The following is an 11952-nucleotide window of genomic DNA, read 5'->3' as shown; positions in this document are numbered from 1 at the left end:
CCGTACGCCGTGACGGCCGTGAGCCGCTCGGGCTCGGTGCGGCGATCGGCATGATGATGACCGAGCGGGGCATGGCTGCCCCGGCCGCCGGCGGCAGCGTCCTCGCCCGGTTCGACGACATCCTCGCCGCGGCCGCGCCCGAACTCGCCGGTCACGTCCAGGCCGTGGGCTTCGACGCGGACACCGGCCGCCTGGACGTTGCCCCCGATGCTCCCGCGTACGGCACGCAGCTGCGCTGGAACGCACCGAAGCTGATCGCGGCGGCCAACGAGCGGGTGCAGGGTGCGATCGTCCGCGCCGTCCACGTCCTGGCGCCCGCGCCCGTGAAGGGCGGCCGCAGCACGGCGGCCGCCATCCCGGCCCCGCAGCCGACGGTGCCCGCCGCCTTGGTGGAGCGCCGGATCCGCCCGAGGGATACCGCCGCGCGATCGAGGCGCACCGGCAGGTTGTCCGGCCGTCCCTGGCGGACCCGGCCATCGCGGAGGTGGTGGAGCAGCAGGCCGCGTCGATGCGGGAGCTGTCGCGCCGGGCGTTCCCCGAGCCCGACGTCGTCGCGGACGATGCGCCGGCGCCGATCGACCAGGCCCGTGCAGAGCGGCGCCGCCAGGCCGCGGCGATCGAGGCCGCCGCGCTGCGCCGGGCCCGCGAGGAGAAGGCCGGCCGCCGGACGGAGCCACAGCGCCTGGGGCAGACGGCGTGACAGACTGACCGAGGTGACTGGCTTCGGATCAATGCGTTGTTTCACCAGAACACCTGGCGCCCCATGGCGCGGAAGGAGACCACCGGTGTCGAAGAAGAAGTCCGCCACGCGTCGGCGGCAGGCCAAGCAGCGCAGCTTCCAGGTCCGATACCCCCATTACGTTGCTTGCCGGCCGGAGGAGATCGTGCGGGAGCTGGGGGCGCAACGGGCATCGGAACTGGAGCAGATCTACGAGGCCCCTCTGCAGAAGGCGGACCTGGAGCTGGAGAAGTTGCTGCGGGCGGGGCAGTTCACCGTCGTGGACTCCGCTCACCCTTCGGGGCGTATCTGGACGATGGACGAGTACCTGGCCTCCTGGAACGAGGAGTTGGCGCAGGACGCCCGCAGGAACCATGAGGAGCCGGATGTCATGGACGCTGCCGAGCTCATCGAGATCATTCACCGCAACCATTTCGAGGGATCAGTGCGGCTGACCGGCGACCTCGCTCTCCACTGGCCTTGAGCACCAAGCGCGTGGCGAGGGGCGCCGGGGTGTGTCCAGTGGACACGGTGCGCTGAAGGAGATCCCTCTTTACGGCGTAAAGAAGCCGCCGCACGCCCCGGCACCTCTGCCCGGTGCACGGCTGACGACGGACGCCGTCGCCGCCGCGACGAAGGCCGCTGACACCGCCCGAGAGCGCGCTGCCGAGTACCTGCTCGCGGCGCGACTGGAGCAGTTGCGCGAGCGGTCCGCCGACCGCACCGAGCAGATCGCGGCCGCTTCGTGGGCGGACCGGCTGCCTGGCCTCGCCCGTACGTCCTCTGGACGGCGACACCACCACCGGGGCGGTGACCGCATGAGCGAGCTGAGCGGGGTCGACCTCGCCCGCCAGGCCCTGACCGCGGCCCGGGAAGCGGCGAAGAGGAGCGGCGCCATCACCAGGAAGCCGAAGCATCGCATCACCACCGTCGTACGGCGTGACGGCCGTGAGGCGCTCGGACTCGGTGCGGCGAACGGCAGGATGATGACCGAGCGCGGCCTGGTCACCCCGGCCGTCGGCGGCACCGTCCTCGCCGACTTCGACGCCATCCTCACTGCGGCCGTGCCCGAACGCGCCGGGCGCGTGCAGGCCTTTGCGTTCGACGTGGACACCGGCCGCCTGGACCTCGTCCCCGACGCCCCGGCCGTCGGCACGAAGCTCCGCTCGGAGCGCGCCAAGCCGATCCACCCGTCGCCAGCGAGCGGGTGCCGAACGCGAACATCCGCGCCCTGTACGTCCTGGCGCCCGCGCCGCTGAAGGCCAGCCGCGGCACGGTGACCGCGGACTCGGTCTTGCAGTCGGCCGTGCCCGTTGTGGCGGGGGAGCGCCGGACGCCGCCGGAGGGGTACCGCCGTGCGATCGAGGCGCAGCGCCCTACCGGGTGGATTCGGGCATCGCGGCAGCGGTGGAGCGGCAGACTGGCTACGTAGGTGAGAAGCGGCTCTGGTCCACTTCTTGTGGTTGCGTACGCAGCGTGACTGTTGATCTTCATGCGACGCCGGTTGAGGACGCCCGAAAATCACCCGGCTGGAATGCGAGGTGGTCGACAGTCCTTCGCTGTGAACAAAGTACTGTCGCAGCTGGATGAGCTGCTGTTCTCCTCGGTGACTGGTGTGTCCGTGGTGTCGGTCGAGGTGACCGACACGGTTGTCCGGGTCGCCGCCCGGACGACCGAACAGCAGGCGACCTGCCCAGCCTGTGGATGCTGGTCGAGCCGCATACACGGTTCCTACCTGCGGTTTCCTCGTGATCTGCCTGCGGCTGACAAGTTCGTCGTGGTGTCCTTAGGGGTCCGCCGGTTTGTCTGCGCGGAGGAATCCTGCTCACGCAGGACCTTCGCCGAGCAGGTTCCGGGGCTCACCCGCCGGTTCGGCAGGCGGACCGAGCGGTTGCGATCGACACTGGTCTCGGTCGGCCTCGCGCTTGCGGGCCGGGGACGTCTTCGAAGCGCCCGTCAGCCGCAACACTCTGTGCTCGTCGATGTGGAGACACATCGCCCGATCGACCTCCTGCCGGACCGGGAGGCGGACACGCTCGCGGCCTGGCTCGCCAAACGACCCGGAATCGAGATCATCTGCCGCGACCGCGCTCCCTTCTTTACCGAAGGCGCCACCCGCAGAGCCCCGCAGGCCCTCCAGATCGCCGACCGGTGGCACCTCTGGCACAACCTGGGCGAAGCCGCCGAGAAGTGCGTCTACCAGCACCGTGGCTGTCTCCGACCTGCCCCGCCTACCGGTGCCGGGCAACAGGAAGCAGCGGAGCCGACCGGGCTGTCGCCCTGGCCGACGGGCCACCGGTTCGCCGAACGCACCCGCGCCAAGCACGCGACCATCCACGCCCTCCTGGCCGCCGGGCACAGCAAGCGGTCCATCGCTCGACAACTCGGTATGGGCCAGAGCACCGTTCTGCGATTCGCCCGCGCGGCCACACATGAGGCCCTGTTCACCGGACAGTGGCAAAACCGCCGCACCGTGCTGCGGGGCAGTCCGCGACCCGTCGGTCCACGGCCGCCGACGGCCCGCACCGTCACCCGATGGATCCTCACCCACCCCGATGCTCTGCAGGAACCTGACCAGATCCAGCTCAAGACTGTCCTGGCCACGTGCCCCGAACTTGATGTCCTGGCCGGACACGTGCGCTCATTCGCCCGCATGCTTACCCAGCTCGAAGGCCACCGGCTGCCCGAATGGATCGAAGCCGCCAGCACGGCCAACCTGCCCGGCCTTCAGTCGTTCGCCCGGCACCTCGAACGCGACCTCGACGCCGTCACTGCCGGCCTCTCCCAGCAGTGGAACTCCGGAGTCGTCGAAGGACATGTCAACCGGATCAAGATGCTCAAGCGCCAGATGTTCGGCCGCGCAGGATTCGAACTCCCCCGCGAGTCCTACTGGCGTAACCGAACGTCACCGCTCCACAAAAAGTGGACCAGAGCCCCCGGCGATCTGGGCCGCCTTCCTCCACCAGGGACATCCGCAGCCCCTGGACGAGACCGGCACCACTGAACACGTCCGGTTGGCGACGACCACGAAAGGGAGCGACCCCATGCGCCAGGGACCGACAGTCGACGACGATCCGCACAGGGGCGACGGGGCGGGCACCGAGCGGCTGCTGCGGCTGGTCGCCGAGCACCACGACAGCGTCCGGGCGGCGCTCGACGAGGACCAGTTCGCGCTGCTCCTCCTTCGGCTGCGCGGGCTGACCGACGCCCCGCCCGACGACGACCGGGCCGTGCGCCGGGCGCTCCAGGGTGTCCGTCTGGTGCTGCTGCCGCTGCCGCTCGGCCATCCGGTGCGTGCCGCACTGGACTCCGTACGCCTGGTGGCGCCTCCGCCCGGCGCCTCGGCGGTGGCGGACGCCAGGATGCTGATGGCCCGGCTGACGGAGCCGTCACCACCGACAAGGCCCCCGGCCCCCGACGGGGGCGGTGCGGCAGCGCGGGAGCAGTTGCTGAGCGCGCCCGCCCTCACTCTTGAGGAGGTACGGGCACGCTGTGGCACGCCACCCCCGAACTGATCGGACTCGCCGACTCCCAGGGAGCGGACCGCTATCCCGCGTTCCAGTTCGCCGCCAGCGGCGACCCGCACCAGGTCGTCCTGAAGGTCAACCGACTGCTCCTCGCGGACGTCGACCCCTGGGGCGCCGCCGCCTGGTGGCTGAGCGGGAACAGCTGGCTGGGCGGACCTCCCGCCGCGCTCCTCAGGCAGCTGCCCGACCGCAGGTTCGTGGATGCCGCCACCGCACTGGTAGAGGGGGAGTGATGGCCGACTTCTTCCCGATGACCTCGCTGGAGCTGCGGCCCAACATCCGGCGCGTCCCGGCGGGTACCGAGCTGTGGCGGGTGCACAAGTCCAGGTATCCGCCCGAAGGGTTCAACCCGTCTGAACGACCTCTTCAGCACCTGCGGCGACATCGGAGCTGGCAATCGCTTCGGCGGTAGCGTGCTCGACCCCTATCAGGTGCTGTACCTGGCGTACGACCCGACGACGGCCCTCGCGGAGAGCGTACTGCGTTCCCGGCCCTTCGCCGCGGAGAGCGGCATGCGGCTGATTCCCTACGCCGCCGTCCACGGCCGCTCGCTCAGCGTGGTGCGCCCCCGGCGCGACCTCACTCTCGTCTCGCTCGTCGACGAGGCGGACCTCGCGGCCGTCTGCCAGGACTCGACCCTCCTGGAGGACGAGCGCAACTATCCCCAGGCGCGTCGCTGGGCGAGCGAGATCCGGGCCCAGGCCTCCGACGCCATGGGTCTGATCTGGCAGTCCCGGCGCAACCGCCCCCGGCTCGCCCTGGTGCTCTTCCACGACCGGTTCGACGACGGCAAGCCGCTGGAGAGCGACCCCGACGGTGGCATCGGCGACCTCGGGTCTGCTACGGGAGCAGCGGAGGCCAACCGGCTCCTCGCGCCGCTGCGGGCCGAGATCACCTTCCCGCGACGGAGCTGAAACGCACCCGGCCGCCGGGAACGAGGCTGGCCGTCGCTGGTCGCGACCCCGCAGCCCGGCCCGGGGCCCGTGAGAGCGATCCCGACGCCGCGTTCCTGCTCACGGTCGCGGCGTACCGGATGTCACCCACGTCGTGGAGACGGCTGTCCGTCTCCACGACGTGGCCGCGACACCGCTGCGAGACGTACTCGACACCGGCGACGGACCGGTGAGCCCGCTGCCTTGGCGAGAGGGCGTCGGTCCAAGACGGCCGGCGCCGCACCGTACGGCGCGAGGTAGGCAGGGACAAGGGCACCCTTCTGTTGATCCGTATCCCCGAGGTCTGCTCTGCCCATCACGGCCTGTCAGTTCCTGATGGCTACGCGAAGAACTCAGGAGGACTGTTCCAGAAGGCCCCTCGACATGTCCGCGTGCACGATCATGGCCTGGCGGTGGCATGCAGTGACGACATCGAATACGGTATCGCTCTCATCAGGCAATAGCACCCGGCCGATTCCGATGCGAACCTGACTGACATTGAACTTCGGTCGTCGGTAGAAGTTCACTTCGACGTCCGTCGTTTGTTTGAGGCCCTTGAGGAAATCGAGGTCCGGTTCGGGCCCGTTCAGAGCGATCACCACGGTGTCATGCGCGTTCCAGTCCCACGGAGCACGGTGCGGGAACCACGACTTGTCATAGCCCCATGCAAGAACGGGACTGGCAGGCTCGGCGGGGACTGCTCCGGACCGGTTCTCGACAGTCAGACGAACTCGCCACGCAGGCGTCATCCAGTCGCCGAACTCATCCGCGTCGATTTCATAGGAGTAGAAGGGAGTATTGAATGAATCCATCGACCAATCGGCCACGGGCGAGGAACCCATGCCGAGTTCTTGTGCAAAATGCCCGAAGAGCTCCTGATCTCCGCCGCTGAGAAGTGCGTCGGTCAGTGGTGCCACATCCACCAGGCAGGTCAGCCAGTCGCCGTCCCTGACATATCGTGGATGCCACAAAGCGTACTGTGCAGCGCGTTCGGCCATCTTCACCCTCTCTCATGTCTTTCAGTCGTTCGGCCCCCGGAAGTCAGGTCCGACACGTACCGTGTAACGGATGCCACCCTTCTCCTCGTTGGCTTGAGCGGAGATTACGCGCAGGTTGCCCTTGAAGTTGTACCAGTCCTTTCTGGTCTGCTGATCGGTGTTGCTGCCGGTGCTCCCGTTGTGGCCCGTGTTCCAGTGCTCCGAAACCGGTACTATGTGGTCGATCTCCGGCGCGGTGATAGGGTCGCTCGCATCGACTACATGCCCCTTCTCCACGCACAGATAGAGGCTGTCAAGACTCATTCCCTGGCGCTTGAACGAAACAACGAGCGGATCCAGTGCGTGCGCCGGGCTGCGTGCGGCGGCGGCGAGCCGCTTCATCTGATCATCTTTCCAGGCATTTTTCACGGCGCTGTTAAATCCCTTGTAGTAACGACTGCGAATCCGATTGGAGCCGCGGAAATCCTGCATGAGCTCACCCGCCGCGACATCATTTGATGTATGCGCGGCAATCCGACCCAGTGGCCACAATCCATACTTGCGGCCGATCGTCGCCAGATGTGCCTCCTGCTGCTTGAGACGTGCGAAGGCATCCCGGAAATGAGGAATCGTACGCAGCAAGTGAGGCATCACCCGGTCCACTGCTGTTCGAACGTCTCCAAGTATCGGAACCGCAGATGTTGTAGAAGCTGACTTCTTGGCCTCTTTGATGGACGCGTCTACCAGAAGGAGCAACTGATCCTTCTTGTCTTCCACATGCCGAAGCTTGATTGACTCACCATCATCCGGATCCAATGCATAAATCCGTGTCCGGCCCGTCGGATTGATTGATCCTTCAATATATGCGTCGTGCCCGCCGCGACGCCGAACGACCACAAGATCGATTCGCTTGAGGCCATGCTTCTGGCGGATTGCTGGTAGCGCCGAGTAAATTTCGAAACGCGTTTTTCTCGACGTGAGCAGACCCTGCGCCTCGGCAAGGGCGGCATCTAGTTTGATGCGTCCCTCTTCGCGCCTGTCGGTAAGATTTTTGGCATCCCTCCGTCCCCCGCCGGTCTTCTTCGTGATCAATTTCTTGTCGAATTTCGACCCGCGTCCGAACCGGAGTCTCCCGGCCAGAACGCTGATCCTGTCAATCACGCCGTCGATGAGGCGGTTGACGGGTCGGGACATGGTCTGGACGATCTGGCGGATGCGGTTGGTGATGCCTCCGATGCCGATGAGGGCGGCGAGGAAGGCGAGGAGGACGGGGATGGCGCGGGCGAGGGCGCGTTCGATGAGGGCGGGGACGGCTCCGGTGGCGCCGCGGGCGATGGCGATGACGGAGTCGAGGACGGCGTTGACGAAGTCGATGATCTGGCGGGCCCGGGTGACGACGAAGGTGATGACGTCGATGATGAGTTTCATCGCGCGGACGAACGCGGAGGCGGGGTTGAGGAGGGAGAGGATCCACATGATCCCCGCGGTGACGATGGTGGGGGTGGCGTAGGCGATGACCTTGTCGAGGAGGGTCTTGCGCAGGTCGCCGACCTTGTTGCGGACGTCGTCCCAGAGCGCGGCGACACCCCGCCGTCGCACGTCCGCGACGACGGGGAGCGCGGTCTCGGCCGCCGCGACGGCCTCCTCGGGGACGCGGCGGGTGAGCCGGGCGCGGATGTTCGCCCAGGACAGTCCCAGCAGCGAGGCGAGCATGGTGAACACGCCGCGGGTGTCGAAGCGGGCGGGGAGCTGGAGCCCGGCCGATGCGGTCTGGCCCAGCAGCCAGCCCATGATGCCCTGCTGAAGGTGGTTCTTGATGTTCTTGAGGAAGAGTTTCAGGCCGGCGCCGACCCCGGTGACCAGATTCCTGAGGAAGCCGATGGGGTCCTTGAGGATGAGCATGATCGCGGTGCCGGCCTTCGCCAGCACCCCCATCAGGAGTTTACGGAGTTCGTTGATGGTGTTGATGGCGCCGGTGATCGCGTCCTTCGCCTTGTCGACCAGGCCCTTGTTCTTCTCCTTCGCCGCCGCGATCTCACTGTCCACGGCCTTCAAAGCGTCGGTGTACTTGGAGGCGAGGGTGTCGACGAGTTCGGTGCCCTTGTCGTCCACCGACCGGGCCAGGTCCTCGAACCGGCCCTGGAAGTCGGCGGCCGCCTGCCGGCCGATCGCCCGCAACCCCACCGGCAGCCGCTTCACCTCCGCCTGAAGCTCGGAACGCCCCTCCCTGATCCGCTTCTTCGCCAGGCCGAGTTCGGCGGCGATCAGATCCGCGATCCCGGCGATGACCTCCTTCATCCGCCGGATGTAGTTCCGGCGGGCGGTGTCGAAGATCTTGTCCGCCTCCGGCGGCAGACCCTTGAACAGATCCCTGCCCCAGCGGGCGAAACCCGCGGGGTTCGGGGGGTAGCGGCGGCGCTTGTAGGCGGCCATCTCCCGCTTGTGCTCGGCGGTGAGAGCGTCCCGCGCAGCCTTCTCCTCCCGCGTGAACCGCTCGTCCACCTTCGTATCCAGGCCGGTGAGGATGGCCTCGACGTCCTTCTTCATGCCGTCGAACACCGTCTGGAGCCTGGCGGTGACCTGCGCGCGCTGCTCCTCGTCCCGGGTCTTCGCCCCGGTCTTCCCGGCCCCGACCTGCTGACCGGTCGCCACCCGCGCCCCGGCCATCCCCGCCATCGCCCCGGAACCCAGGGCACCGGCCTGCGCGGTCGCCGCGCCCAGCTCGCCCGCCTCATGCCTGCGCATCCGCCCCGGCGCCGACGCCGAATGCTGCTCGGCCTTCTTCTTGTGGCCCAGCGCGCTGGTGAACGCGGGCTCGTTGCCCTTGCGGAGCTGCGTCTCGGTGACCTGCGCCGCGGCCATGTCACGCCTGACCCGTGCCGGGCCGGCGGAGAGGTCGGTCGCGGACGGCGGGAGACGGTCGGGGACAGCATGGGCGGCATTCGGCGCGGCCGGGGCACCCGGGGGGCGGTCCGCCGCCAGCGGGGTGACCTCCTTCACGACCGCCGCCGACGTGTCCGGCGGCGCCGCAGTGGTGTCGGTGATCTCTCCGGCGGAGGCTTCCTTCCCCTCGCCGACCTTGCCCTGGACCTCGGCCTTCACCTCCTCGGCCTTGCCCGAGTCGGCGAACTTGTCCGCGTCGTCAAGGTTCTTGGGGGCGCGGTCCGTGATCGCTTTCTCCACCGCCGCGACGAACGCCGCCTTGTCGAACGTCCCGGGCTCGGCCTCGTTCATCCGCTCCGCGTTGACGGTCTTGCCCTGGGCCTCGGCATCGTCCTTCGGCGGCACCGCGGCCGCCTGCGCCGCACCCGCCTCCACCCGCGCCGACGGATGCGACGACGCCACCGCCCGCTTCTTCCGCCCCACATCCCCCTTCAGGGCGACAAACTTCGGGTCCGCATGCGGACCCGGACGCCGCACCGAACCACCCGCAGCGCCCGATCCGGCCGACGGGCGACCGGCCCCCGTCGCTGCCGGCTCCCGGGTCAACGCCTCCGCGACCGCCCCGTTCCCCACCCCCGACTGCGCCCCACGCGGCGGACGCCCCACCGGACGCACGGGCCGACGCGCCCCCGACGGACCCGACAGGCCCGCCGCCACAGCCGCATTCGACACCGGCCCACCCGACGCACGCACCGGGCGGCCCGATAACTCCCCCCGATTACCCGGGACGGCCGTAGCCGGCTCCTTCCGTGGCCGCGGTACAGGAGACTTCGGCGACACCACCGGACCCGGCCTCCCCTCATTCCCCACACGTCGGCACCGCGGAGAAACCGGCGACCGAGCGGATACCGCTCCTCGCACACTGCCAGCACCGGCGTGACCACAGCGTCACCACACTGGCGCCGGAGCATCACGCCAGCGCCCGCCGGAGCAGCGCGCGAGGGCTCAGATCAAGTGGCCGACGATCGGCTCGGGGTACTTGAGCAGCGGCCTTTGGCAGTGACCGTGTCGCGGTTGGGCTCCTCCAGAGCCTTGGCCAGGCTCCGCGGGGATTCGACGGCGGGCTGGAGGGTCTTCGGCAATTTCCGTGAAGATGATCATGGTGTGGTAGTGGTCATGGGTGCTCGGGGGTCAAGCTGCTGAACTGTTGAGAGTCCTGTTTCCGCACCTGTCGCGGGTCGTGGTCGACGCGATCGCTGTGGTCGGGACGTCGTTACGGATCAGGGCGCGTTGTGCCGGGCCGGACGGAGTGTGTCCCGCCTGCGGCACGTCGTCCGGGCGGGTCCACAGCCGCTACGCGCGAACCCTCGCCGACACCGCGGTCGCCGGACGCGCGGTCGGCATCGAGCTGCGTGTCCGCCGCTTCTTCTGCGACGACGCCGTATGCGGGAAGCAGACGTTCGCCGAGCAGGTGGACGGTCTGACGGTCCGGTACGGACGGCGCACCCCAGCCGCGCAGCGGCTGCTGGAGCGTGTCGCGCTGGCACTGGGCGGCCAGGCCGGCGGACGGCTGACCGCACATATGGCCGTCCCGACGAGCGGGTCGACGTTGCTGCGGGCGGTCCACCAGCTCGTCGTCCCCGCGCCGCCGAAGGTGGAGGTGCTGGGTGTGGACGAGTTCTCGCTGCGGCGCGGCCGGGTCTTCGGGACGATCCTGGTCGACGTGGCCTCGCGCCGGCCCGTCGATGTGCTGCCGGACCACACCGCGGACACCTTCGCTGCCTGGTTGCGGGAGCACCCGGGGGTACGGATGGTCTGCCGCGACCGCGGCGGCGCGTTCGCCGAGGCCGCCGAACGCGCACTGCCCGGTGTTCCACAGGTCGCGGATCGCTGGCATCTGCTCGACAACCTCGCCACCGCGGTGGAGAAGGCCGTCCGGCGCCTCCGTGCCTGCCTGGCCCCGCCGAAGCCCGAACGCACCGTCCCTGAACCCGAAGCCTCTCCTGATTCCGATAGCGAGGAGAACCCGGCTCACCAGCGGATACGCGCCCGCTGGACCGAGATCCACACCCTCTACGAACGAGGTGCGACGATCACCGCGATCAGCGAGCAGACCGGGCTGGACCGCAAGACTGTCCGCCGCTACGCACACGCCGACACCGCGGACGAACTGATCACCGTCCGACCACGCCGGGGCAGCACCCTGACGCCCCACATGCCCTACCTCGCCGCGCGATGGGCCGAGGGCTGCAACAACGCTCAGACGCTCCGCGACGAGATCGCCGCCCGTGGCTACACCGGCGGCCGCAAGACCGTCCGCCGATTTCTGAACAGCCTCGCCGAGAAGGAGCTCTCACCCATGAAGCCGTCCCCGCCACCACCCGTCCGCGAGGTGGTCCGGTGGATCGTCGGCCGGGCCGAGCGGCAGAGCGAGGCCGCCCGCCAGCAGCTCAAAGAACTGTGCGAGCGCTGCGACCACCTCGCCGAGATCAACCGGATCGCCCGGAGCTTCGCCACGCTCCTCCGGTAGCGCCACGGCCACAGACTTCCCCAATGGCTCACCCGGGCGGACGCCTCCGGCATCAAGGAGCTCCGCACGTTCGCCCTGGGCTTGCGCAAGGACCTCGACGCGGTCACCGCCGGCCTGACACTCCACTGGAACTCGGGGCCGGTCGAAGGCCACGTGAACCGGAACAAGATGCTCAAACGCCAGACCTTCGGCCGCGCGAGCTTCGCACTCCTGCGACGGCGAATACTCCTCTCGGACTGACCACCTTCACGGAAATCGCCGAAGACCCAGAGCTAAATGACCGTTGACATGGGGCGCCGCGGAACAGCTGCTGCACGGTGAGCCGCATCCGGGCAATGTGCTCACCACCGAGAACGGCCCGCTGTTCATCGACTTCGAGACGTGC

The 11952-nt window shown here is 68.7% G+C and carries 9 protein-coding genes and 3 pseudogenes; 9 read left to right on the top strand and 3 right to left on the bottom strand.

What is annotated here, in order from left to right:
* Positions 1–50 precede the first annotated feature (50 nt).
* Positions 51–248: pseudogene (locus tag ABT354_RS36015) on the top strand (DciA family protein); the annotation flags it as partial.
* Here the strand turns inward: ABT354_RS36015 and ABT354_RS36010 are convergent.
* Positions 152–745 (bottom strand): hypothetical protein, encoded by a 594-nt coding sequence (locus tag ABT354_RS36010; RefSeq protein WP_351501892.1) that lies wholly within the window; start codon positions 743–745, stop codon positions 152–154. The pseudogene ABT354_RS36015 and the gene ABT354_RS36010 sit on opposite strands and share 97 nt — an antisense overlap.
* A 40-nt stretch (positions 746–785) precedes the next feature.
* On the opposite strand from ABT354_RS36010, the gene ABT354_RS36005 reads away from it, so the two are divergent.
* The 5 genes from ABT354_RS36005 to ABT354_RS35985 all read left to right on the top strand — a co-directional run bounded on the left by ABT354_RS36005 (position 786) and on the right by ABT354_RS35985 (position 5159).
* Positions 786–1202, top strand: coding sequence for a hypothetical protein (locus tag ABT354_RS36005; RefSeq protein WP_351501890.1), 417 nt, complete (start codon positions 786–788; stop codon positions 1200–1202).
* Positions 1203–1233: 31 nt separating this feature from the next.
* Entirely contained in the window at positions 1234–1977 is a 744-nt protein-coding gene (locus ABT354_RS36000; RefSeq protein WP_351501846.1) for a DciA family protein, read from the top strand.
* A gap of 302 nt (positions 1978–2279) precedes the next feature.
* Entirely contained in the window at positions 2280–3722 is a 1443-nt protein-coding gene (locus ABT354_RS35995; RefSeq protein ID WP_351501844.1) for an ISL3 family transposase, read from the top strand.
* 40 nt (positions 3723–3762) lie between these two features.
* On the top strand, positions 3763–4233 hold the full coding sequence (locus ABT354_RS35990; RefSeq protein WP_351501842.1) for a hypothetical protein: 471 nt from the start codon (positions 3763–3765) through the stop codon (positions 4231–4233).
* A 425-nt stretch (positions 4234–4658) separates the two neighbouring features.
* Positions 4659–5159: an RES family NAD+ phosphorylase gene (locus ABT354_RS35985; protein WP_351501840.1), complete on the top strand. Its 501-nt coding sequence runs from the start codon at positions 4659–4661 to the stop codon at positions 5157–5159.
* A gap of 371 nt (positions 5160–5530) precedes the next feature.
* On the opposite strand, the gene ABT354_RS35980 is transcribed toward ABT354_RS35985, so the two are convergent.
* Positions 5531–6175 carry a hypothetical protein gene (locus ABT354_RS35980; RefSeq protein ID WP_351501838.1) on the bottom strand — a complete coding sequence of 215 codons (645 nt, stop codon included), beginning with the start codon at positions 6173–6175 and terminating at the stop codon, positions 5531–5533.
* Positions 6176–6196: 21 nt separating this feature from the next.
* Positions 6197–9499: a phage tail protein gene (locus ABT354_RS35975; protein WP_351501835.1), complete on the bottom strand. Its 3303-nt coding sequence runs from the start codon at positions 9497–9499 to the stop codon at positions 6197–6199.
* Between the two features lie 718 nt (positions 9500–10217).
* On the opposite strand from ABT354_RS35975, the gene ABT354_RS35970 reads away from it, so the two are divergent.
* From ABT354_RS35970 to ABT354_RS35960, 3 genes and pseudogenes are all read left to right on the top strand, one after another.
* A complete protein-coding gene (locus tag ABT354_RS35970; RefSeq protein ID WP_351501833.1) occupies positions 10218–11567 on the top strand; it encodes an ISL3 family transposase in 1350 nt (449 codons plus the stop codon).
* A gap of 24 nt (positions 11568–11591) precedes the next feature.
* Positions 11592–11807 (top strand): annotated as a pseudogene (locus tag ABT354_RS35965) (transposase); the annotation flags it as partial.
* Positions 11808–11859: 52 nt separating this feature from the next.
* Positions 11860–11952 (top strand): annotated as a pseudogene (locus ABT354_RS35960) (phosphotransferase); the annotation flags it as partial.

The sequence above is a fragment of the Streptomyces sp. NPDC000594 genome (assembly GCF_040299965.1).
Lineage (GTDB): Bacteria > Actinomycetota > Actinomycetes > Streptomycetales > Streptomycetaceae > Streptomyces.
Note: the sequence above shows the minus strand (reverse complement) of the source record. Positions and strands in the feature narration are given on the sequence as shown.